The 23,456-nt window shown below is 37.4% G+C and carries 17 protein-coding genes; 4 read left to right on the top strand and 13 right to left on the bottom strand.

Annotation, left to right across the window (positions count from 1 at the left end; translation table 11 throughout):
• Positions 1-237: 237 nt before the first annotated feature.
• The 11 genes from N7931_RS08770 to N7931_RS08720 all read right to left on the bottom strand — a co-directional run bounded on the left by N7931_RS08770 (position 238) and on the right by N7931_RS08720 (position 16,521).
• On the bottom strand, positions 238-1,026 hold the full coding sequence (locus N7931_RS08770; protein WP_262793439.1) for a hypothetical protein: 789 nt from the start codon (positions 1,024-1,026) through the stop codon (positions 238-240).
• A 115-nt stretch (positions 1,027-1,141) separates the two neighbouring features.
• Positions 1,142-2,122, bottom strand: a complete 981-nt coding sequence (locus N7931_RS08765) for a hypothetical protein (RefSeq protein ID WP_262793438.1) — start codon at positions 2,120-2,122, stop codon at positions 1,142-1,144.
• A gap of 556 nt (positions 2,123-2,678) precedes the next feature.
• Positions 2,679-3,602, bottom strand: coding sequence for a rhodanese-related sulfurtransferase (locus N7931_RS08760; RefSeq protein WP_262793436.1), 924 nt, complete (start codon positions 3,600-3,602; stop codon positions 2,679-2,681).
• Between the two features lie 137 nt (positions 3,603-3,739).
• Positions 3,740-5,791: a glycoside hydrolase family 97 protein gene (locus tag N7931_RS08755; protein ID WP_262793435.1), complete on the bottom strand. Its 2,052-nt coding sequence runs from the start codon at positions 5,789-5,791 to the stop codon at positions 3,740-3,742.
• A gap of 240 nt (positions 5,792-6,031) precedes the next feature.
• Positions 6,032-7,525 (bottom strand): tryptophan halogenase family protein, encoded by a 1,494-nt coding sequence (locus N7931_RS08750; RefSeq protein WP_262793434.1) that lies wholly within the window; start codon positions 7,523-7,525, stop codon positions 6,032-6,034.
• Positions 7,526-7,542: 17 nt separating this feature from the next.
• Entirely contained in the window at positions 7,543-9,036 is a 1,494-nt protein-coding gene (locus tag N7931_RS08745) for a 2OG-Fe(II) oxygenase family protein (RefSeq protein ID WP_262793433.1), read from the bottom strand.
• A gap of 151 nt (positions 9,037-9,187) precedes the next feature.
• Positions 9,188-11,653: a TonB-dependent receptor plug domain-containing protein gene (locus tag N7931_RS08740; protein WP_262793432.1), complete on the bottom strand. Its 2,466-nt coding sequence runs from the start codon at positions 11,651-11,653 to the stop codon at positions 9,188-9,190.
• A gap of 430 nt (positions 11,654-12,083) precedes the next feature.
• On the bottom strand, positions 12,084-13,124 hold the full coding sequence (locus N7931_RS08735; protein ID WP_262793430.1) for a LacI family DNA-binding transcriptional regulator: 1,041 nt from the start codon (positions 13,122-13,124) through the stop codon (positions 12,084-12,086).
• Between the two features lie 167 nt (positions 13,125-13,291).
• Complete coding sequence (locus tag N7931_RS08730; RefSeq protein ID WP_262793428.1) at positions 13,292-14,734, bottom strand: glycoside hydrolase family 32 protein; 1,443 nt, start codon at positions 14,732-14,734, stop codon at positions 13,292-13,294.
• Between the two features lie 11 nt (positions 14,735-14,745).
• Positions 14,746-15,975, bottom strand: a complete 1,230-nt coding sequence (locus N7931_RS08725) for an MFS transporter (RefSeq protein ID WP_262793427.1) — start codon at positions 15,973-15,975, stop codon at positions 14,746-14,748.
• 132 nt (positions 15,976-16,107) lie between these two features.
• Entirely contained in the window at positions 16,108-16,521 is a 414-nt protein-coding gene (locus N7931_RS08720) for a CBS domain-containing protein (protein WP_262793425.1), read from the bottom strand.
• Between the two features lie 191 nt (positions 16,522-16,712).
• On the opposite strand from N7931_RS08720, the gene grxB reads away from it, so the two are divergent.
• A complete protein-coding gene (gene grxB, locus N7931_RS08715) occupies positions 16,713-17,363 on the top strand; it encodes a glutaredoxin 2 (RefSeq protein WP_262793424.1) in 651 nt (216 codons plus the stop codon).
• A gap of 74 nt (positions 17,364-17,437) precedes the next feature.
• Here the strand turns inward: grxB and N7931_RS08710 are convergent, their stop codons facing one another.
• Positions 17,438-18,010: an HD domain-containing protein gene (locus N7931_RS08710; RefSeq protein WP_262793422.1), complete on the bottom strand. Its 573-nt coding sequence runs from the start codon at positions 18,008-18,010 to the stop codon at positions 17,438-17,440.
• A gap of 110 nt (positions 18,011-18,120) precedes the next feature.
• Between N7931_RS08710 and N7931_RS08705 the strand changes: the two genes are divergently transcribed.
• Positions 18,121-19,536, top strand: a complete 1,416-nt coding sequence (locus N7931_RS08705; RefSeq protein WP_262793421.1) for an energy transducer TonB — start codon at positions 18,121-18,123, stop codon at positions 19,534-19,536.
• Positions 19,537-19,715: 179 nt separating this feature from the next.
• Here N7931_RS08705 and N7931_RS08700 read toward each other — a convergent pair whose 3' ends face one another.
• Positions 19,716-20,906 carry an ROK family transcriptional regulator gene (locus N7931_RS08700; protein ID WP_262793420.1) on the bottom strand — a complete coding sequence of 397 codons (1,191 nt, stop codon included), beginning with the start codon at positions 20,904-20,906 and terminating at the stop codon, positions 19,716-19,718.
• Positions 20,907-21,116: 210 nt separating this feature from the next.
• Here N7931_RS08700 and fucP point away from each other — a divergent pair, with 210 nt between their 5' ends.
• Together fucP and N7931_RS08690 are read left to right on the top strand one after the other, a co-directional pair.
• Positions 21,117-22,442 carry an L-fucose:H+ symporter permease gene (gene fucP / locus N7931_RS08695; RefSeq protein ID WP_262793418.1) on the top strand — a complete coding sequence of 442 codons (1,326 nt, stop codon included), beginning with the start codon at positions 21,117-21,119 and terminating at the stop codon, positions 22,440-22,442.
• Positions 22,443-22,477: 35 nt separating this feature from the next.
• Positions 22,478-23,443: a carbohydrate kinase family protein gene (locus N7931_RS08690; RefSeq protein ID WP_262793417.1), complete on the top strand. Its 966-nt coding sequence runs from the start codon at positions 22,478-22,480 to the stop codon at positions 23,441-23,443.
• Positions 23,444-23,456 lie beyond the last annotated feature (13 nt).

Below are 23,456 nucleotides of genomic sequence, written 5' to 3'. Positions count from 1 at the left end.
ATGATGACCATGCTGGTTTGGTTGTAGTTGGCTGGAATAAACTTAGGCAAAATCAATCTCCTATGAAGATTTGATAATCCTATTAGATCACAAATAGATCTGCGCTTAAAGCTGTATTTTGAGGTTTTTCTACAGGCTCAACGCCGCAATATGGGCTTATTAAGCTTGGCTAAAATTAGCGAAGAATGAGCGCCAGCCAAGCTTTAGACGTCCCATCCATAATTGCCTTGTTAGCTTTTAGTAATACTCATCATATGGGTTTTCTGTTTCCAGCTTTTCATAGCAATCCTTGCAAAAATACTTCCAGTTTTCAATACCTTTCATATTACCGAAATCGACACCATGTATTTCACTTTCAAGTTCCAATTCCGAGCAACTTTCGCACTCAAGGGTAGGTTCGTAATAACCGCAAACATAACAAGTGTCAATTGCATCTTCAATAACAAATGAACCTCTTTTGCAAGCACTACATTCCCAAACATTTTCGGAGTTGATGCTTTCATTTTCTATTCTAGATTTTGCTCTTTGTTCAAGTTCATCGACATATTTGTCAAGTTTCATTACTTCTTGGTCTAAGGGGTAAGGTAAGTCGGCAATAATGTCTTCATCTAAATGTTTTTGGCAAAATTCAGTATAGAAGCCTACTAGTGTTACAAAATTTGATTTTATTTGCTCAATTGATAAATTGAATTCAAAGTGAACAATCTGATTTCTTAAGTCCGATGCTGTTTTTATCGCTGAAAAGTCTGAAGAATCCAATTCTACTTTTGATATTTTTTCTAACCGGCTAATGGCAAGCCATAGATCTACAGTGTGTTTTGGTCTATCAATATTAGAGTATATTAATACCTCTTGAGTCCACCTTAACCTTTCTTTTAAACAAGTTTCAATTGCTTGTACGAGTAATAAAATTGCAAATTTCCAATGTTCTTCTGACTTTTCTGCCAGAACTGCTTTTGATATTGACTCAATAAAAAAACTTTTTGAGTTCTCAAGTAGTGTCATTTTAAGTTTGGACAAATTCACCTCGATCAGAAATAAAAGCTAACGCTTGTGACAACGGCGGTTTAGGCTTGGCAATTTTTTTGCGTCTTTTTGCAAAAACAGTGACAAGACTAAAACGTCCGATTGCTCGCACTTGTTAAACATCAGATTGATCAAAGTTACCGTTAAGATCTGTTTGCCCCCAACGAATATAGCCTGTATCAAATATCCGTTCAGCAAAATTACTCTGGTCAATTGAAAATCCAACTTTACTTACTTGTTCGAAATCATTTTCATCGATTTCACGAAAGTGTGAATTTACAACAAACCTGTTCTCAGATATTAATCCCACACCCAAAATAAAATGAGGGAAAAGAGCACCTTTAACTGCAACTTCCCTTTGGCGAGGGTATAAACCCAAAGCCTTGTACGTTGGCAAACCACATCCAGTTACAACCGATTGATGATGGTCACTTACCCATGGTGCAATAGCATGAGCATGGAAGGGTTTAGGTATAAAATAATGAAATATAAGCTTTTCTTTAGGGTTTTTATTAACTTTTGAAAAACCCATTGCAACTCTTTTTTCAACGCTTGTTGAAACTAACTGTGTTTCAATACGTATGCCAGGCGAACCTGCAATATGTAGCCAATACAGGTAATAATCTCGAGCTTTTAACTTAGTTTGTTCTGTATATGCATTAATACTTTCTACAAAATTTCTGCAATTCCGTGGTTCATTAAAGTAGTCTCTAAACTTTCTAGAGGTGTTCTGTAATACTCGATTGCGTCGTTCCGGGGTATTTATAACGTTCGATATTCTCTCGAATATAAATTCTAACGTTCTCTCCGAACAATCATTAATACCAGTAAGAAATTCGCGATTTTCATCAAAATGATCCACTGAAAAATGCCGCGCTTTTTCCCCAAAATAGAATGCACGTTGAAATAGATCACCAGTTTCAAAGTCGCTTTGATCACCAAAGAGACGACGCCTTACATTTTTCTGCTCCTCACCTCTGTACAGCAAGAGAACTTCACCCTCTTTATCTTTCTCACGAATATAGCTTTTAAAAGAACAAAATTTCATTTGCTCTTCAATAGAGAGAGGAGTGAAGTCAGAATTTACGTATTCCATATGCCTTCCATGAGGTTTAACAATTTAATAGTGCGCGTTTTTCGCATTTTTCTTCCGAAAATTCGCTCATTTATCTACTTGCTGTATTTTTAGCAAATTAGCTAACACTTTGCCAGATATATTATTTCTTCTGTTACAAAAGATATTTTAAGCAAGAATATACGCAAATGGCGCATTTTCTTGAATATAGGGGAAAGGCAATGATTATGGGTGTGTACACAATCTACGCAGGCTGTATTTTTTACGACATATTACTTAATTACAAATTCGATTGTAAGTCGCCATTTCTGGCGAAATAAATAATACTTTACGGCTAAAGTCGAACCGACAAAACTCGGTATTTAGCTCAAAATAAAATTTTAAATAAAATACCAGCCGGTGTTTTAAAACAGATTAAATATGTACTGCTATTTAACGGCGAGACAAATGTAAGGTATGACCACTATTCACTATAATGCCTATAAAACAACAAACGGCCTGACGGCCTGACGGCCGTTTGATTGATAAACATTTGATAGCGTTAAAATCGCTTGGTCATTATACGGTGGGCAATCAATTAACCTTTTACCGCGTCTTCATCACCAATATGAACTGCGCCGCGTTGCTCGGCTAGTTCAATTTGGCGTTCACGCTCGGCAAAACGGGCTTTATCTTCCTCTGAGGTTTTATCAAAACAATGCGGACAACTTACGCCTTTTTGATACTGTTCGGTTTGTTTTTCAGCTTCGGTAATTGGCATGCGGCAAGCATAACATTGGTCGTAGCTGCCTTGATTAAGTGCATGATCAACCGTGACTCGCTGATCAAATACAAAACACTCACCTTTCCACATAGTTTGCTCGGCTGGTACTTCTTCTAAATATTTTAAAATACCGCCTTTTAAATGATAAACCTCATTAAACCCCTGCTCTTTTAAATAAGCAGTTGATTTTTCGCAGCGAATACCGCCGGTGCAAAACATAGCGACTTTTTTATGTTTATTTGGATCTAAATGTTTTTCAACATACTCTGGAAATTCACGGAACGTTTTTGTTTTTGGATCGACCGCGTTTTCAAAGGTGCCAATGGCAACTTCGTAATCGTTACGGGTATCGACTAATAATACTTCTGGATCAGAAATTAATGCATTCCAGTCTTTTGGTTCAACATAAGTACCAACCACCTGATTAGGATCAATTCCCTCAACGCCCATGGTCACAATTTCTTTTTTAAGCTTAACTTTGGTGCGATAAAACGCTTGCTCGTCAGCCTCTGACTCTTTGTGTTCAATATCCACTAATCGAGGATCAGATTTAAGCCAGTTTAAAACTGCATCAATTCCTGCTCGCGGGCCAGAAATCGTGCCGTTAATACCTTCATTAGCTAATAATAAAGTGCCTTTTACCTCGTTATCGGCCATTACATTGTGTAATGGCTCACGCATGGCTTCAAAGTTTTCAAGGCGGGTAAATTTATATAAAGCTGCGACAACAAATTTCATTGGATTTCCTCTTGTTTAAGTCCAATCGCAAATTGGATACAAAATTCAGGCGGCAAATTATACCCGGTTAAAACAAAAATGCGAGCTTAACAAGCTCGCATTGATTTATAACCCAGTTAACGAATTAAAGCGGTAGTTTAAAGTGCTTCAATTCTGGCTGTGTAACCGCCGCCGGGGGCAAGTTTCATCGTTAACTTAGATTGTTTATTCACTTTAATCACTCGTTTTTTGTAATCTTCAGCAAACCGGTCAGCGTTTATGCCATCTTCAAAAATGGTCATTTGATAAGTTTGACCGTCTGTTAAAAATGATAAATCTAAGCTAAGTTCTCGTGCGTTTTCATCATTTAATGTGCCGATAAACCAAGTATTAGCATGTAACCGAGCTACGCTAATGTAATCTCCTATTTTGCCATGTAAAACTTGAGTGTCATCCCAAACCGTTGGCACTTTCGCCATAAAACTGGCTGACTCGTTTTCCTGACGATAACGGCTTGGTGTATCCGCCATCATTTGTAGCGGGCTTTCGTAAACCGTTAACATTGCCATTTGGTGCACTCTGGTGGTTTGGCTCATAGGGCGATTAAAACGAATGGCAAAATCCTGATGATCTTCGGCTTTTCCACCATATTCAATATCTTCAAACGCTTTTGGACCAACCGCATTAGACATAGCACCCGGCGTATAATCCATAGGGCCGGCAACCATTCTAATAAATGGTAAAGTGGTATTGTGCTCAGGTGTACTATCTTCACTCCATTTATTCCACTCTAATCCTTTTACCCCTTCTCTTGAGATAACATTTGGATAAGTACGGCGAAGCCCTGCTGGTTTATATGAGCCATGATAATCAACTAATAAATGACGTTTGGCTGCCTCTTTTGCTATTTTCCAGTAAAAATTAACCATTTGCTGATCATCTCGCTGAAAAAAATCTGGCTTAATGCCAACGGCACCAAGTTCAGCAAATCTATCCATTGCCTGCTCAAATTGGTCTCTTAGGGTTAACCATGAGGTCCATAAAATAATATCTACATTTTTACTTTTTGCATAGGCAATAATTTCCGGTACATCCATATCCGGCACTGTGCCCATTAAATCACCCAGCGGATACCAGCCCTCATCCAAAATCACATATTCAAGGCCATAATCTGAAGCAAAATCAATGTAATACTTATATGTTTGTGTATTCACACCAGCTTTAAAATCTACCCCAAACAGGTTATTTGCGTTATACCAATCCCAAGCAACTTTACCCGGTTTAATCCAACTGGTATCGCCAATTTGATTCGGTTTAGCCAGTTGATAAGTTAATTGATTCGTCACTAGCTGGCCGTCGTTTTCAGCAATTGCCAGTACACGCCACGGAAAATCGCGTTTACCTTGAGTTTTAGCAATATAAGCAGCGCGTTTGGTAATTGGCTCGTTTCTATCTACCAAAGGTTTTAATGCTTGTTTAGCTAAAGGATAATTTGCAAAAGTACCGGTTAATCCTTTGCCATTACCTAATAGCCACAAGCCAGCATAGTCTTCCAGCGCAGTTTCGGTAATTAAAACTTTTATGCCCTGACTATCAACTAAAGCAGGCGTGCTGGCTAAATCTTGGGTTGAAATATCAGTAAGCTGCTTTTTTAAATAGCTTCTTTCGTTATGTGAATAAAAACCTTCTTCTTGCGGATAATAAACCAATGCATTTTTTGCAAAGTTAAATTCAGCAATTTCTTGATTTACCTGAATATCTTGATTGATATTTGTTTTAAAGCGGTAAGCAACACCATTATTAAATGCTCTAAACTGAACATGATATTGGTTATCAAAAATCAATTCTAACTGGTTATAATGATTTTTAATTTTGGCCGACTTTACTTTAACTTCCGGCGCTAGCCATTCATCAACCGACTCTGTAGCTGTATTGACCACTTTTACATTAGCTGACAAGTTTGGGTGTTTATCGACAACTAAATCAAGCTGTGATGGCGAAATAACTAACTTATCATCCACCTCAACCTGATAAGTTAACCCCTGATTAAAATTTAGCTCAACTTCAATATTTGAGTCTGGTGAAGACAATGTGTAGGTTTGCGCTTGAGCCGCAAAATTGGGTAATACGTTTAACCCTAAGATACTAAAAAAAATAAGCTTATGTTTGGAAGCTGTTAACCTACTCCAGCTTTGCTTGCTAAATATCATTTTGACCTCTCAATATGTATAGATAATGTTAGTGCGTGCTTTTAATAATAGATAAAAAACTTAAAATATCAACAAAAACTTAAACGTTTTAGTTATTATTTAAAAACAACATAAAAAGAAAAATAAAAATTATACAAAATGGTTTAAGTTTATTGAGTTTAGCAGTTATGCATACAAGAATAGTTGGACAGATAACCTATGTTGATCAAAAACAGGAAAGTGTCAGTTAGGTAAATTGCTTTATGTACAACTCTGATTAATATAATCTTGATGAGATGGCGCTTGTAAGGCAGCAGCTTGCATGGCTGCTTTTAAACGATTAAGCCAATCGACTGAGTCAAATTTTCGGTAAGCCATTAAAGGGTCACTCTTTTCAGGCAAGTTTAATTGACCAAAATGCACTGCTAACCAACTCGCATTACCAAATAAATCTTTTTCTCCTGCAATTAAACGCCCATATCTTTTAAAATGTTGTATTTTATAGCTCAAGCTCTCGGGTAACTGCATGGAGGCACAATAACGCCACATTTCACTATCAGTCCTTTGATTTAAGTAATAATGTAATATGATGAAATCTCTAATATTTTCTATTTCAGCAATCGCAATCCTGTTATATTCATCAATCACAAGTTGGTCAAAATCTTTATCTGGAAATAGAGCTAATAATTTTGCTATCCCTGCTTGTATTAAGTGAATACTTGTTGACTCTAGTGGCTCAATAAAACCACTAGAAAGCCCAATTGCGATTACATTTTTATGCCAGAATAGGTTTCTTCTCCCTGTGGTAAAGCTTAGCAATTTAGGCTCAGCTAAAACATCGGTTTCAATATGCTCAATTAACCTATCCTGAGCTGTTTGTTGATCTGTAAAATGGCTGCTAAAAACGTGCCCATTGCCTGTTCTATGCTGTAACGGTATTCGCCATTGCCAACCTGCTTCATGTGCAATTGAACGAGTATAGGGGGTTAGCTGTCCTTTTGCTGATGGCACTGCCCAAGCTTTATCGCAAGGTAACCAATGAGACCAGTTTTGATAACCTGTTTTTAAAACCCCTTCGATTAAGAGACCACGAAAGCCTGAGCAGTCAATAAATAAGTCAGCATCTACAATATCACCTGAACTCAATTCAACAGAGTCAATAAACCCATTTTCCAGATGTTGGTGAACTTTGACTATTTTTCCTTCATGCCGAGCGACTCCTCTTTGTTGTGCATACTCTCTTAAAAATCGCGCATACAAACCAGCGTCAAAATGATAAGCATATTCGTGAGTAGACAATACATTTCGAGGATCACTCAAAGGTGGTTGAAACTTATTTGCTTTGGCTAATTGCCAAGCCATACAGTAATCATCAAAAACGGATGCTTGTCCGTTTTGATACGCTTGCCACCAATATTGGTGCAGATTAACCATATCAAACGGTCTGGCATAACTACCAAATGGGTGAAAATAACTATGCCCTTTTTTACCCCAGTTAATAAATTCAATACCTAACTTAAATGTGCCCTGAGTAAAACAAAGAAACTCTTTTTCATTTAAGCCTAATGTTTTATTAAAACTACGAATAGGCGGTATAGTCGCTTCACCAACACCTACTGTCCCAATATCATCTGATTCAATTAGATGGATATCACAATTATGCTGTAAAGCATTAGCTAGCGCAGCTGCACTCATCCATCCAGCTGTACCACCACCAACAATAATTATTTTTTTTATCTGCTTTGTGTCATTCATATTATTCTTCCTAATAACTAAGGCCGTACATCAAAAGCAACAACTAATCTCTGCCCTTTATCAAACGGTACAGTGGAATGCCACATAGTAGACGGAAATAAAACCAATTTAGCTTTTTCCGGTTTAACTTGTGTATGGGCTGATAAATTAAGATTAAGTTCTGGTGGAGGCGTTCCAAACTGAAGGTATCCAGCTGGAGGATTCCCCATTTCTGAAGATTTAGGTAAATCTACGTACAAAGCGCTACTGATCCATCCCATTGGATGAGTATGACTAACGTTAAACCCTTGCGAATTTAATTTAACAGACCAACTTCCAGAGAAACGTATACCTATGTCAGATAATTGATTTCGGTTAACGCCCAACAAAGGATGTCCAGTTTCGTGAGCGGGTAAACTACTAATGTATTTTTTTACCTGTTTCTGAATTTCTATTTTTAATTTTTGAATAATAGGCTCGTGGCGCAAAAATAAATTCTGATCGGTTTGTGTTCCTTTTCGAACAGATTGTTGAGCAAAAGGGTTTACCGCGGTATGTAATTGCTCAAGCTTTACTTTTAATGCAGATAATTGTGCTGCATTAAAGTTAACCTGATAGCTTTGAATGAAATTACGAGTGCCTTCTTGTCTATGGCTGCCATCTAACCATGACGATTTATCTGCATTAGTTAAGCGCCAAATTAATGATAAATAAGGCCAAAATACCCGAGCTTGAGCAGTCTGAATATACATTAATGCAATTTTTTCAGCATCATTATACAAACCTTGTTTAAGATAGCTCCGAAGCAACGCCATATCACGTAATGGCTCTTGGATTTGCTTTGTTTGCTGGAATAGCACTTGTGCAGTGTCAAACTGACCGGATTCACTCGCTACAAACAAACGAGCCAATTTTAATGAGTCAATTTCACCGAATATATTCTCTGCTCGCTCAATAATATCAAGAGCTGGCTGCCACTGTTTTAGTTGCGCAAGCTGTCTAAACCAGCCTAACCATAACTCAATTTCATTAGGGTTATGGTTTATTGCTTGCTGATAAGATTGAGTAAATTGATTTAAATCACCCTGAGTATATTGTTGCTGGGCATATAATTTGTGCCCTTCCAGCCAAGTAGGGTGCTGCTTTAATACTTGATTTAACAAATTATGAGATTTTAATAAATCACCTTCTGCAGCTAAAGCCATAGCCAAGCCACGTGTTGCATTTAAATCTCCAGGTTTTAATCTGTCTAAATATTCAAATGCAGTTACAGCTGGCAAGCCACAATAAAAACGACTTTGCGCGTAGGCCAATGCTGTATCGTAATCATTTGGTTTTATTGCCAAGGCCCGTTTAAATGCCTGCATCGCATCCATTTCGGACTGAATTTCATGATAAGCAAAACCTAACAATTTCCAACCATCAAAGAGCTTTTCGGACTGCTTAACGATTTTTTGTAAAAGGGCTATCGCTTGTTTAAATTTAGATTGTTGCATCAGCAAATAAGCTTGCTGTGTAGATGACTGCATCATATTCAAAACCTTAAATTAGTCCTAATTGCTGGACTTTTAAGTTAATTTTTTGAACTACTCAGATTATATAAAAAGTAGTAGTTGCTTTAACTTAAAACAACTACTACTGTCATCATTTATCAATTTAGGTACAACTTAGTGTAGATATAAACTACTCAAAGCTTACCTTTACAGAAGCGGTTATTGTGCGCCCCAATGTTGGGTTAACTAATAACACGGCAGTTTCACTAGATTCGTCCACGCTAATAACCTGGCCTGGGCTTCGTACTGCAAACTGATCAAAAATATTATAACCAGTTACACTAAATTCAAGATTCTCTGTCGGAGCATAACGTAAGCTAGCCCCCCAAGTAGTTGAACCTTCATATTTATCTAACGAGCCACGAGCATAAGTTTCAGTTTGGCCTGTCATATTAATACCGGCAATAACCTCATCGGTAAACTCATAATTTGCAGACATGGTATAAGTTAGGTTTGGAATTTCCCATGCTTCGCTCCAACCAGAATCTCCGGCAGCTCGTGCTTTTGCATCTGTGATAGTCGCGTTTGCAATTAAATTCAACCCACCAAATCTCAGCGTCCCTAAAACTTCAGCTCCTTGTGATTCATATTCACTATCTAATACACAACCGCCATTAGGGCACGAAGGAGTTGAAGTCGGCTCGTAAGCACTTTGGGTAAAGTCACCCTGTAACAAGGTTAATTCAAAAGTATAATACCCATAACCATCGCCCACATCACCACGGTTTTTAACACCAATCTCATACTGATTCACAAAATCAACAGCAGCTGTACGGCCTGCTTGAGTTAATGAACCATCAGGATTAATTTTACCGCTCATTGTTTGACGATCTGCATTAAAACGACCGCCACGAGAACCCCGCATGAAAAAGCTGGTGTCATCACTGTATTTGTATAAACCACCAACAGTCCAAGAATTGTAGCTCACTGAATAATCTAAATACTCAGCATCTCCATCTGGTATTAAACCAGGAATAGTTACATCTTCACCAGATACATCAACATTAATCACTTCACCACTTGAGCCGACGGCCCAGCCTGATGCTTCCACTGTATCGCGACGCACACTTGCATCCAGCGTAAACATGTCAGTATCTAAATCAACAGATACATAAGGTGCGGTATCTGTGTAAGCTAAATCAACTTCACGAGCAACAGCTGCTCCCCATGCATCATTATAACCAGCAATACCATTCGCGGTTAATTGATTACCTTCATCATCTAATAATTCCAGCATCGCTGGGTTATTACCACTTAACTCTTTATAAGTTCTGTTAGGATGCCAATCTTGGGCAATATTTTGGTTCATGTAGAAAAAACCACCGCGTACAGACAGTGTATTTCCGTCAACATCAAACTCTTTTGACAAGGTCAAATCATTGACAAAACTACCGATATCGCTAATGTTTGTATGAACATTAACATTACCATCGTAATAAGCTTTATCATACGCTTCGCCCTGCATAGGTCCGTTTGCATATACTAAATTTAAATCGCCAACAGGTGTCATCCCTAAAAACGAACTTGAAAATGAACCACTCATATCGGTCCAACGCATTTTATTGTCTAAAATTAATTCATCTTCAAATTCGTAATGTAGCTCTGTACCGATAGCAAAAGTTTTTGTGCTAATACCTGATAAATTAACTCGTTCCAAACCGCCTTCACGATTTAAAACTAAAAAGTTTTGGTTATTAATGGAATAATTAGAAGTATCTCGACCATCAAAACCTGGGTATTGTTTAATGCCTGTTATAGAGTAGCTGCCATTGGCGTTTTTCTTGGCTTTTGCTAATGCCGGAGAGCCAGTATAATTTGGTTCTTGAGTATCTGCTAGCTTAACCAAAAATCGAATATAACTGGTGTCATCAGCCAGATACTTAGTTAAATTAGCCTTAATTTGCATGCTGTCACTGACAACATAACCAGCATCTTGCGGGCCTTTACCCACTTTATAAAAACCACCTACGTGATAATTAACGCTGTCGCTGGCAAACCCGCCGTATCTAAAATCAACTTTGGTTTCATCGTAACCAACACCGGTTGTTAATTTGACATGACCACCATCATATTGACCGTAATTACTGATATAGTTAATGATTGCACCTGGAGCTTGTGAAGCAAACGTGCCGGCTGTACCACCTCGAACCCCTTCAACTCGTTCTACTGATGAATCAAACCGTGTCCAATAATCATTGTTACCAAATTGAATATCGCCAAATAAAACAGTTGGTAAACCATCTTCTTGTATCTGAACAAAAGGCGAACCACCAGTCGCAACCGGTAAACCTCGAACAGCAATATTTGAATTCCCCCCTGGACCTGCAGTACCTGATACCTGAATACCTGGGATCATTCTAAATACTTCTGATTCAGAACTGGGTTGAAAATCTTTGATCATATCCGCATCAACGCTAGTGACAGCCATTGCCGACTCAATTTGAGTACGCCCACCCGGAGAACCGGTAATAACAATGGTTTCAAAATCTGACTTAGTTTCTTTTTCTGTAGATTGCTCTTCTTGAGCTAAAGCACCGGTAGCAAATACAGAATTAATTGAAAGTGCGATCAATGAGTACTTAAAGGTTTTATTCATCTTGATATCTCCAAGCATTTTTAAAATTACTTAAGCAATGCAGGTGCATACTTAAATATAGAACCAATTAATCGAAAGTTCTTCAAAACAAACTTAAACGATTAAGATTGAGTAAATATTAGACCTTTGTTTATCTTTTGTAAATAAATAAAGCTTATTTATTTTTATTTTTATCACAATAAACAAACAAGCCACTGAAAAATAATAAAAAATAATTTTATTATTTTGTTTAGAATTGAATATATCTAGCTGAATACACCTTAAATAAACTTAATGCATTAAGTTTATTTAAGGTGTATTCAGCTAAGAGTTAAGCATTGAAAGCAAGAGTAGGAAGGAGCTCACTATGGTATGAAGGCTAAATAACCCGTTCTACATCAAAGAAAAACGGGTTAATCTACAGAGAATTATTAAAAGCGAGTGTATAGCGTTAGCAAGATTGTCGAATAACAATATCAACATCTAAGATTTCTTTCGTTTCTAGCTCCCCTGCCAACAAGCGCTGAGCTGCGCGTATTCCTTTTTGTTTGATATATTGATGCACGCTGGTTAAAGGTGGATTAACCAATGCGGATTCCGGAATATCATCAAAGCCAACTAGTTTTAACTCTTCCGGTATTTTAATATTAAGTTCTTTCGCAGCTTCAATTACCCCGATTGCTAGCTTATCTGTCATGCAAATAATAGCATCTGGTCTGGGGCTAATAGTCAAAGCCTCTTTAGCTGCCTGATATGCAGCATCTAGTGTATTAAGTGGAACATGCCATATTCTATCAGGAGCAATTTGATGGTTATATTCTTGTAAAGCCTTAATATATCCATTTAATCGCCGCCTTGAAACAGCCTCCGACTCATCATATAACTCACCTTGTGTAATCCGACATACCCGATCAGAGTGGATCAATCTAAGTCCTAATATTGCAACATGATTGACTTTTTGAGCCATAACATGAGTGGCTATTTTATATGCAGCTTGAACATTGTCTATGTTGACTGAGCCAAGCTCTGGAACATCGAAGTCAACCGTAATAATAGGTTTACCTTGTTTAATAATTCGCTCAAATAATGGGTTATGATCCTGCGTCCCATAAATAATAAAACCATCCGGAAGAGCCTCAATTCCAGTTGAAGGAGCATCACCATGAGCGCCAGATAACATCAACAGTTGTTTCCCATTTTTTTCTAATACTTCGGATATACCTTGTAAAAACTGATTAGCAACCGGATCCGTAAAATGATAAGCCAGTGAATCTGTCAGCAAAACAGCAATCACCCCCGACTCCCCTTTACGTAATGAACGCGCTGCAATATTAGGGCCGTGATAACCCAAACGATCACATTCAGCTAATAACTTCTCACGCAGGCTAACAGAAAGTTGATCGGGCCGATTAAATGCATTTGAAATAGTCGCAGTTGATACGTTTAAGATTTCAGCGACTTTTTTAAGTGTTAGGGGTTTTTTAGCAGACATAAATTTATATAGTTTTTGATTTTGGTTTAATCTAAAAGCATTAAGTTGATAAATCAAATTTAATTTATAGCTGAGTAAATTAAAATCCGTACTAAGAGTGGATTGAGAATAAAGTTAACTGGCGCGTCTATTATGTTAACCTTATTCCCAATCCAGCAATAAAAGTGCTATGAATCTGTATGTTTGATACGAGATACATTAATCGTTTTCCCAGAAACTTCTGCAGTATCAACTTCTATTTTATTAAAAGCTTCTGTTGGTAACAGGCATATTGTCATACTGGTTGTACCGTCTTGCCAAAAGACTTCAAGCGAGCTGGAATCTAATACCAAGCGACAATTTATATCGCTATCACAGGTATGAGTAAATGCTTCTATCCTCGGAGTTCGCCAAAGTTTGTATTGCCAACCAGCTTTACTTCTATCGACCAGTATTTTTTGTTGTGCAGGTAAATATTTTAACTCAACAAGCTCTCCCAAGTCATTCGTTAATCTGATATATAGCTTGTCCGTTTGCTCAAGCTGTGAGCTAATTTTAATATCCAGCGCACTATCAGTTGGTAACTCTGTACTCAATTTTGTGTTTGTCTGAGCCTTTTGCTCAAATACAATTAAGTTATCATCAATTTCTTTAGCTGGCTGATTTGCAATAAAATATTGATGATTACGCTTAACTAATAATAAATCACGTGGCAAACACATAGCTCCGCGCCAAGGAAACGTTGGCATATCGGCAGCATAAATCCAGTTCGACATCCATGCAATTAATGTACGGCGGTTATCTAAACTTTGTTTTCCATCCCAAGTCACGCCAGCATAATTATCCGGCCCATAATCCAGCCAACGAACATCCTGGTGTTCAGCAGTAAAAGTTTGACCATCAAAGTCACCAATAAAATATTGAGTTCCGTTACCGCCATTTGGCCCACCCGGCACTAAACTAACCAATAAAACCCATTTTGTTTCATCCTCACCTGTTGTCAGTTCAAATAAATCAGGGCATTCCCACTCACCGCCATGACAGCCTTCATCTTCACCAAAGCTGCTAATAAATTGCCAGTTCAGTAAATTTTCAGAAGCATAAAAATCAATTTGATGACCGGCAGTTAAGACTAAAATCCAGCGCTGACTTTGCTTGTGCCAAAATACTTTAGGATCCCGAAAATCAACCAGCCCCGGATTATCTATCACTGGGTTATTATCGTATTGAAGCCAGTTAAAACCACCGTCGGTACTATAAGCCAAGCTTTGTCTTTGCGTTTCACAACCCGCTTGAGTATGGGTAAAAAGCGCCACTAACGGCGGATGCTCGCCTTGCTGTAAACCACTGGTATTATCAAAATCAACAACTGCACTACCAGAATAAATATAACCTAACCCCTGCACGTCCATTTCAATCGCAACCGGATGATGCTGCCAGTTAATTAAATCGGTTGATGTTGCATGCCCCCAATTCATATTACCCCAGTCATTTCCATGTGGGTTATATTGGTAAAATAAATGATATTGTCCGTTGTAATAAACCAAGCCATTCGGATCATTCATCCAATTTTTTTCAGGCGTAAAATGAACTTTTGGTCGCCACTGTGGCGTAAAAATATTATTTGGCATAATAAAAACCTCTATTTAGCTACATCAATTGGCGGCTCTAAATTCTCAATTTCTTTAATATGTTGATCTGTAGGATCAAATAACCAGTTATACACACAACCAGCGCATAATAAAAAAGCAAAACCGGCGGCCAATACAAAACCATGTCGAGCTTCTCCCCCCATCCAGTCACTATACACTCCCATAATCATAGGCCCGAATGAAGCAGCTGCAGCTGTTGAAAATAACAGCACGCCAGCAATAGCCCCGTGCTCGTGTTTAGGAAAACAGCTAATTCCTTTTGAATTTAAAGTTGGGTAAATCATTGCCATAAATAGGCCAGATAGAGGTAGTAAAAATACTGCGACTTCAAGACCAAACCAAATACTAGCTAGATAACAAATTGCAATAGCAGCAGAAAACACCACCATAGCAATTTTCCAATTAACCAGATTCAAAAACCATACAGCCAAAAATCGGCCACATGCTCTGAAGGTAAAGAAAATAGTTAATGACCAAGTCGCAGCCCAAGTATATGAACCTGTGTAATCTTTTAATAAGGTTGGCATCCAAACATAAATTGCAGCCTCGGCCGCCACATACAATGCAATTAAAATGGAAAAACCAATAGCATAAGGACTTTTAAGTATGGAAAAAGTACGAGATAAATTAATTTGCTCAGTATTAACTTGAGTTCGAACAGGATATGCAACTAATGCGGCAATTAAGCATAAAACAATACAAATGCCACCAGCGATTATATATAAAAACTTCCAGTTTACACCGCTGGCTAATAAAGCGGTAACAATAAACGGACCAATAATGGCCCCAACCCCAAAAAAACCTTCTGCTACATTCATGGTTTTAGTGTGGGATTCAGCCGTTTTAGAAATATCACCAATTAGCGCTAGCGCGCCGGTTTTAAAAATACCAATCGCCAGACCAGATAAAACCAATAAAAACAGAAAAAAGCTAAATGTATTACCAACCGCAAATAAACCACAAGCAGTAGAAAATAAAGCTAAACCAATAATGATTGTTTTTTTTCTGCCTATTTTATCAGCTAAAAAACCCAGTCCAATGCCACCAATGGCTATTGCAGCCATTGGTCCGTAATGAAAAGCACCAGCCGCAGTTAAACTTAAATTAAACTCGCGAATTATTTCAGGAATAATGACTCCAACTGCATCAGTAGTCATCGCAAACATCATAAACATTAAATAGGTGAGCCACTTAATGGTTTTTATATTATTAGATTGCATAGAATTAACCTTAACACAACAAACTTAAACGTTTAAGATAATTTAGTATTAATTTAAGATAAACACAAGAACAAAAAATTAACTTTTTAGAAATAATTTAAAAATAGCTTTAAAATCAATAATTAATGAAATTTATTTTTTATTATGTACTTTGATTGCTCGAATGATATCTCGCCAACTAATAATACCTATTGGCTGATTAGATTTATTCACTACGGGAATACATGAAATATTTTGCTCTGCAAATATATCAATCACCTCGTGAATACTGTTTTGGAGTGTTAAAGTAATAGGCTGGCGGGTCATTATTTGATGCACCCGTTTATTAAGGGTTGCTAAATCTTTTTGCTGCTCAGAAGCTGTTCCAATATTCGGGCTAATTGCTTTCAGCCAATCTCGATCTGAAACCACTCCAATTAGTACACCTTTTTCAACCACTAATAAATGATGGAATCGGGTATTATTGAAAATATCACTGACAATAACTAAAGAGTCATCTGGTTCAACAGTAACAACTGGATGCGACATAATTTCACTAATTTTCATGATATTACCTCCCAAGAAAGGACTCAATAAACTTGAATATTTCATATAACCATATATGAAATATCAATAACTTGATACCACTCTGTGTTCTTTTAGTTAATATCAATTTTAGAACTAACTTCATCGATCAAGTCGAAATAAAAAGTAAAGGCTGATATGATAACCCCGTACTAATCAAAAAGGGAAATCACATGAAATTATTTGTTTTTGATCATTGCCCATTTTGTGTAAAAGCCATGATGCCTGTTGGGCTTAAAAACTTACAGGTAGAAATAGAAGCAATTCAAAATCACGATGTGCAGGCTCGTATTGATAAAGTTGGCGCCAATATGGTACCGATTTTACAAAAAGAAGATGGCAGCTTTATGGCCGAAAGTTTAGATATCGTTAAATATCTGGATAAATCCGACAATCAACCCGTCTTAACCCCTGCTACACAAGCTAACCAAATTAATAACTGGTTAAGTCAAGCTAGCCAAGTCAGTCATATTTTAGTGTTTCCGCGCTGGTTAAAAATCGAGTTACCCGAATTTCAGTCGCAGCAAGCTAAAAACTGGTTTGAAAAAAACAAAACTAAAATGATAGATATGAGTTTTGAAAAAGCATTTGAACAATCTAATTTGGCAATTGAGCAAATGCATGCAGTTTTACAAAAACTGGACTTTATTCAACTGCCGTCAGATAAAAATAATCAGCTAAGTTTTGATGATATTAATTTATTTCCGTTTTTACGTAACTTAACTGTTGTTAAAGACTTAAAACTGCCGAATAAAGCAGAAGAATATGTCACTCAAGTCTCTAAACTAACCAAAGTACATTTATATAAAGATCAAGCAATTTAACGGTTTAAGCTCTAAGAGAATATATCTAAATAAATAGCTGAGCCCACCCTACAAATTTTGCTGCGGCTCAGCGTTTATTCGTTTATCAACCAACCTTGTTTAACTGCCTCAGCTACCTGAATTTCAATCCAGTTAAAAATCTCAGGAAATGTCTGTTTAATAAACCCATGTTTTGCTAAAACCTGTGATTTTTTAACCCCCAACTCACGCCAAGCACGGCCTTTGGTATGAATATTCATCATTAAAGGTAATAACCTGTCGGCTGCTTTTAACAATTTAACTTCAGCACTGTCGCCGTATTCCTGTTCATCCCATAGCTTAATTAAATCCGTTACATAATTGCCTTTATGCTGAGCTAAACGTAAAACCCCTTCTCTTTCTTTTATATCTGCATCTTCTCTATTATTGGAATATAAAAAAGTATCACCGGCATCAATTTCGCCTAAATCATGTACTAACGCGAGTTTTAATAATTTGCCGTGATCAACATCTAATTTAAAATATTCAGCTAAATTCCAACACGCCATTGCTAAATGCCAAGAGTGTTCGGCTGAGTTTTCCTGACGGCTTTGATCATTTAAATACGTTTTCCGGCTAACCAACTTTAAATGATCCAACTCAACAAAATAATCAATAATTGCTTGCATTTATGCTCCACTAAAACAGTCTGAAACTTGCTTATTAAAGCACATATATTCAGCTTCACTAAATGTAATTTATTTGTTAAATTAAAAGCTAAATATCAAAGGATCTGACCATGCATAAACTAAAACCTGCCTTATACCCATTTATAGTCTTGTTAATGTTAAGTTTTAACCTAACAAACACAGCATTAGCAGCAGACGATATTCCAACCAATCAACAATTATTACCCAGAGCAGCGGTAGGTGATGAAGTCGCTCAATATTTTATTGGTCAGAATTATTTGACCGGTAATGGTGTAGAGATTAACCGTTTAGAAGCCGCAAGTTGGATGTATTTAGCTTATGTAAATAGCCAGCGTGAAGATATTCAGAATAGCTTTTTAGACGCTTTTACACCGATGAGTGATGCTTTTATTGCCGAGATTGAAGTTAGAGTTAATGAGCTTTATAAAACTTATGGCAGAAAAGTTACTCTCGATAAGTTTAGTCCGCAATATTTATCAGATATTGAATGCGCAAAAAACCTGCCAAAAAAATTGAGTAGAGTTGACCCTTATTATCCAAGACGTATGGTTAAACAACTGAAAGACGGTCATGTTTTAGCTAAATTTACAGTGTCCAAACAGGGCCATGTACGCGATATAGAAATAGACACCTACACAGATATAAAATTTGTTGCCCCTACATTAAAAGCGCTATATCAATGGCGATATAGCAAAGGACAACGACGTTATACTGGTTACACCGTATCTTTACACTATTTAATAGCGGGTAAAAAAGATTATGATCGGGCCATTAGCAGCTTAAAAAAAGATGTTAAAGAGCTCGATAATAATAACCCAACAGAGCTTTACCATTTTAGCCGAAAGTTAAAAGTGCTCGAACAAATGTTTGACGACAAAGCAAAACAGACATTTAGCCAGTGGTATCAAACTGAAAAAAATATTCAACATTCTCCTTTTGAGTATCAGGAAATTAACCGGTTATTATTCCAAGCGGCACAAAAAGGTTCACCTCACGCTCAATTTGATCTGGCCGTTAACTTACAAAACGGAATAGGCTGCAAAGTAGACTTACCTGCTAGTAAAGCTTGGATGCAAGCTTCTGCAATGCATTATTATATTCCAGCACAAATTCATGCAGCTAAAAGTTACTTGGCTATTAACGATTTAAACAGCCAAAAACTCGGATTATCGCTATTTCGTAAAAGTTTAAAAGATAAAGATGAATTAGTTAAATTACACTTTACTTGGCATTTGGCAACTAATCCGTTTCAAGAGCTGCAAAAGCCACAGGAAGCAATTGATATTTTAGATAATTTATCGAATAAACTGATTGATAAAGTTCGCTATTACGAAACCTATGCAGCCGCTTATGCCGCTTTAGGTAATTTCAAAAAAGCCATTAATTATCAAAATGAAGCATTGGAACAAGCACAAGAGCAAGGCTGGGAGGTGTATCCTGATATTGAACACAGGCTCAAACTTTATCAAAACAAACAAGTTTCTAGTTCAGAGTATTACCTATAATAATTTAGCTTTATTAGCATTAAAAACTATATGAAACACCTTAGAGCAGTTTAATGCTATATAAAACCTATTTAACACAATCAAATTAGTAAATTTTATTTATTAATAGTGATTTTGCTCGAACTAAAACCTATCGAGGAATATACCTGTGATTTAGCCATTCAGCGTTAAATAACAAATTAATAATACTGTGCCAGCAAGGGTAAATTAGCGCTGCCTATTGCCTGCGCTTGCCGGCCTAATTCGCCACAGCAAAATTCAAGTTGAGTTAAACCCCGAGTATCTGAGCTTTGATATTTTTGTTTAACCGTTTCCACAATCCGCTGTTTAACTGCTTGCGGCACTGCTCCGTCAATAATCACAGCTTCTAAATCTAAAATAGCTGTTGCGGTTAAACTGGCATAAACCAAACCATCGGCAATGGTATCAATCCAGTTTGTTAAAATATCGTCAAATCCTTGCCATTGGCTATTTGCAAAATACAAAATTCGAGTATCAATTCCTTGTGTTTTAAGCCGATTTTCTAATAAAAATAAAGATGATTGATTAATAAGTTGGCGGTTTGGCGCAGAACTGGAAAGTGACGCGACACTAGAAAGCCCTAGTGGAATCGAGCCTATCGCGGCTGCATTACCGGATTTACCACTAAATATTTTTTGATTCAGCACTAAACCGCCCCCAATAAACGGGCCAATAAACATATATAAAAAATGCTGATATTGTTGAGTATTACCAAAACAAAGCTCTGCACTACAGGCTGCGGTATCATCATTTGAAATATAAATAGGCAAATGGGTTAAAGCTGACAGCTGGTTTTCAAAATCAAAATTTTGCCATTGATGCATCACATCCTGTGGCGCACCAGCCTCTTCTGCCCAGTTCCAAATTTGATACGGTGTAGCTATGCCGAGGCCTTTGATTCGGTTTTTACTCTCAGCTGATAAACTAACTGAAATCGCTTTGATACCACGTTTAACAAATGCCAGAAGCGCACCAACCGTCGGATAAGCAAAATTTTCACTTAAACTTGCACGCACATTACCAACAAAATCGATCAAGGTTAATTCAAAATTACGCCGGTCGACTTTTAGCCCAATGGCAAAAGCACCATCGGGGTTAATCGACAAAGGGACAATAGGCTTCCCAACTTTACCTTTTTGCGAACGCTGTTTAATGATAAGCCCTTCTTCTTCTAATTCAGTGGTGATCACAGTGACCGCCTGAGCAGATAACCCAAGATTTTTGGCAATTTCAGCTTTAGGCAGCTGCCCCTGCGTTCTGATTAATGAAAGGATTTGACGCACATTATGGTCACGCAATCCGGATTGGCTGCGTCCCTGAGATAAGGTTTTTTTAGCTGTTGGTTTCATGGGGCACGGACTTAAAAAATACAGGCTGAAAAATAACGTTTAAAAATACCTTAAATCTGTATTGCAAACAATCAATTAACTTATTTCAGTTAATTTTTTTAACCAATACTTAAGGCCAAAAACAATAAATCAACTTAATTGATTTATTGACATGTCGTTTTTTGAGTGGTTAAATTCGCTCAATCTTAATGTAAATGAAAAGTGATAAAGATGAAAAACCGCCCTGCCCTGGTCTCAAAAAATATGTACCTGCAATTTATTTTACTCACTTTATGTTTTGCCGCTTGGGGAACAGCAGCCAATATGACAGATCCGCTGGTTAAGGTGTTTAGCAAAACATTTAGCATGTCGGCGTTGCAAGCTGCATTAGTTCAGTTTGCTTATTATGGTGCGTATTTTTGTTTGGCGATTCCGGCGGCAATGCTCAATAAAAAATTTAGCTACAAAACTGGGGTTTTAACCGGATTAGGCTGTGCAGCTATTGGCGCATTTATGTTTTACCCAGCCAGTCAAACCATGACTTATAGCTATTTTTTAGCTGCATTATTTATTTTGGCTGGCGGTTTATCTATTTTAGAAACCTCGGCAAACCCTTATGTTATGTGCATGGGCAGTGAGCAAACAGCCACCCGCAGGCTTAATTTAGCGCAAGCTTTTAATCCGGTTGGCACTAATGTTGGGGTATTTTTAGCAGCTACTTTAATTTTGCCAAATTTAGATAAAGCCGACGCAATTGAGCGCAGCTTAATGTCACAGTCTGAATTAAAACAAGTGATCAGCCATGAATTATCTGCGGTAATGACACCTTATGTTGGAATGGCTTGTATTTTAGTCATTATCTGGCTGGCAATTGCTTTTAGCCGAGCGCCTGCATCTATAAAACCTCAGACAAAAATCGCGACTAATTCAACGTCATTTGTTTTGTCTAAAGTACTTAACCGCTTGTATCAAAACCGCCATTATCGTTTTGGCGTGATTGCGCAATTTTTTAACGTGGGCGCGCAAACTTGTGTCTGGACTTTCACGATTCAATACACAATGAAAGCACTTGGCGGTGATGAAGTCACGGGCGGTGAAGTGCTGCAATACAGCATGATCTTATTTTTATTATCCCGCTTTATTATGACTTGGCTAATGGGATTTATTCGCCCAGCTAAACTTTTATTATTAATGACCAGTACAGCAGCTTTGTTATCTGTATTTATGTTATTAAATGTCAATTTAGCGGGCGTGGTTGCACTGGTACTCATTTCAGCTTGTTTATCTTTAGTTTTCCCAACTATTTATGCGCTGGCATTAAAAGATTTAGGTGAAGATACCAAATTTGGTGCAGCCGGTTTAGTTATGGCAATTGTTGGCGGTGCAGTCATGTCTATGACACAAGCTTGGGTGATAGACCATTTTGGCATTGTGATTTCTTTTGTGGTGCCTGCAGGCTGTTTTTTAATGGTCGCAGCTTATGCCTTGTTTGATTTAACCAATACTCAAACGGTTAAAACCACTAAACAAACTCATGCTTATTCACATTCAATTTAACGTATAAATTTACTCTAATTCAAAAGGTTATAAATATGAAAGTCATTTCTGTTGGTGAAGCCATAATTGATATGATGTCAGTTCAGGCTGATGATAACGACAATCAAAATATGTATAAAGCTTGTGCCGGTGGCGCACCAGCTAATGTTGCAGTTGCTGTGGCTAAATTAGGCGGTGATAGCCGCTTAGTTGGTAAAGTCGGCGAAGATCAATTTGGCAAATTTTTACGCAGCGAACTCACCCGCTTTAAGGTGAATATTGATTGTTTAAATACCGCTAAAGATAAAAAAACTGCAATGGCGCTGGTTTCGTTTGATCACAACCGCGAGCGCAGTTTTGACTTTTATTTAGAAAATGCCGCACATACTTATATTGAACTGGCTGACTTTAACGCTGACTTATTCAGTGAACAAAGCTTATTTCATTTTTGTTCAGGCTCGGTTGCCAGCCCTGAGTTGGAATCTATTACCAATGCTGTGATTGAAAAAATTAAAGCCACTCAAGGTTTAATTAGTTTAGATATTAATTATCGCCATGCTTTTTGGCAAAACCCGAATACCGCCGCACCTAAAATAAATCAACTGGCTAAACAAGCCGATATTATTAAAGCTAGCCGTGAAGAAATCGAAGTATTATATGGCGCAACTAATGTCGATAGCACTATTCAAAATTGGGTAAATCAAGGTTCACTGGTCTTGTTAACCGATGGTAGCAAACCAGTTGAGTTTATTTCTACTCAATTTAAAGGGACCTATCCAACACCTAAAGTCACACCAGTTGATACCACTGCGGCGGGTGATTCTTTTATTGGTGGTTTTTTATTTTTTGCCTGTCAAAAAGCATCGAATACAGATGGGTTAAGCCAGTGGCTAAATTTGTTTGAAAATGTAATTGAAGCGGTTAACTTTGCAGCTCGATGCGGCGCTTATACTGTTACTCAGGTAGGATCTTTTATTGCACTGCCTCAACTTGAGGACTTAAATACAGCTAAAACCAATTAAGCTTTTTATTGTT

The sequence above is a fragment of the Catenovulum sp. 2E275 genome (assembly GCF_025515275.1).
Classification (GTDB): Bacteria; Pseudomonadota; Gammaproteobacteria; order Enterobacterales; family Alteromonadaceae; genus Catenovulum.
This window is presented reverse-complemented; position numbering and strand designations above follow the sequence as displayed.

Excerpts from the sequence above, each read along its gene's own strand:
- N7931_RS08765 (WP_262793438.1), bottom strand. The coding sequence starts at position 2,122 with ATGGAATACGTAAATTCTGACTTCACTCCTCTCTCTATTGAAGAGCAA.
- N7931_RS08760 (WP_262793436.1), bottom strand. The coding sequence starts at position 3,602 with ATGAAATTTGTTGTCGCAGCTTTATATAAATTTACCCGCCTTGAAAAC.
- N7931_RS08755 (WP_262793435.1), bottom strand. The coding sequence starts at position 5,791 with ATGATATTTAGCAAGCAAAGCTGGAGTAGGTTAACAGCTTCCAAACAT.
- N7931_RS08750 (WP_262793434.1), bottom strand. The coding sequence starts at position 7,525 with ATGAATGACACAAAGCAGATAAAAAAAATAATTATTGTTGGTGGTGGT.
- N7931_RS08745 (WP_262793433.1), bottom strand. The coding sequence starts at position 9,036 with ATGATGCAGTCATCTACACAGCAAGCTTATTTGCTGATGCAACAATCT.
- N7931_RS08740 (WP_262793432.1), bottom strand. The coding sequence starts at position 11,653 with ATGAATAAAACCTTTAAGTACTCATTGATCGCACTTTCAATTAATTCT.
- N7931_RS08735 (WP_262793430.1), bottom strand. The coding sequence starts at position 13,124 with ATGTCTGCTAAAAAACCCCTAACACTTAAAAAAGTCGCTGAAATCTTA.
- N7931_RS08730 (WP_262793428.1), bottom strand. The coding sequence starts at position 14,734 with ATGCCAAATAATATTTTTACGCCACAGTGGCGACCAAAAGTTCATTTT.
- N7931_RS08725 (WP_262793427.1), bottom strand. The coding sequence starts at position 15,975 with ATGCAATCTAATAATATAAAAACCATTAAGTGGCTCACCTATTTAATG.
- N7931_RS08720 (WP_262793425.1), bottom strand. The coding sequence starts at position 16,521 with ATGAAAATTAGTGAAATTATGTCGCATCCAGTTGTTACTGTTGAACCA.
- grxB (WP_262793424.1), top strand. The coding sequence starts at position 16,713 with ATGAAATTATTTGTTTTTGATCATTGCCCATTTTGTGTAAAAGCCATG.
- N7931_RS08710 (WP_262793422.1), bottom strand. The coding sequence starts at position 18,010 with ATGCAAGCAATTATTGATTATTTTGTTGAGTTGGATCATTTAAAGTTG.
- N7931_RS08705 (WP_262793421.1), top strand. The coding sequence starts at position 18,121 with ATGCATAAACTAAAACCTGCCTTATACCCATTTATAGTCTTGTTAATG.
- N7931_RS08700 (WP_262793420.1), bottom strand. The coding sequence starts at position 20,906 with ATGAAACCAACAGCTAAAAAAACCTTATCTCAGGGACGCAGCCAATCC.
- fucP (WP_262793418.1), top strand. The coding sequence starts at position 21,117 with ATGAAAAACCGCCCTGCCCTGGTCTCAAAAAATATGTACCTGCAATTT.
- N7931_RS08690 (WP_262793417.1), top strand. The coding sequence starts at position 22,478 with ATGAAAGTCATTTCTGTTGGTGAAGCCATAATTGATATGATGTCAGTT.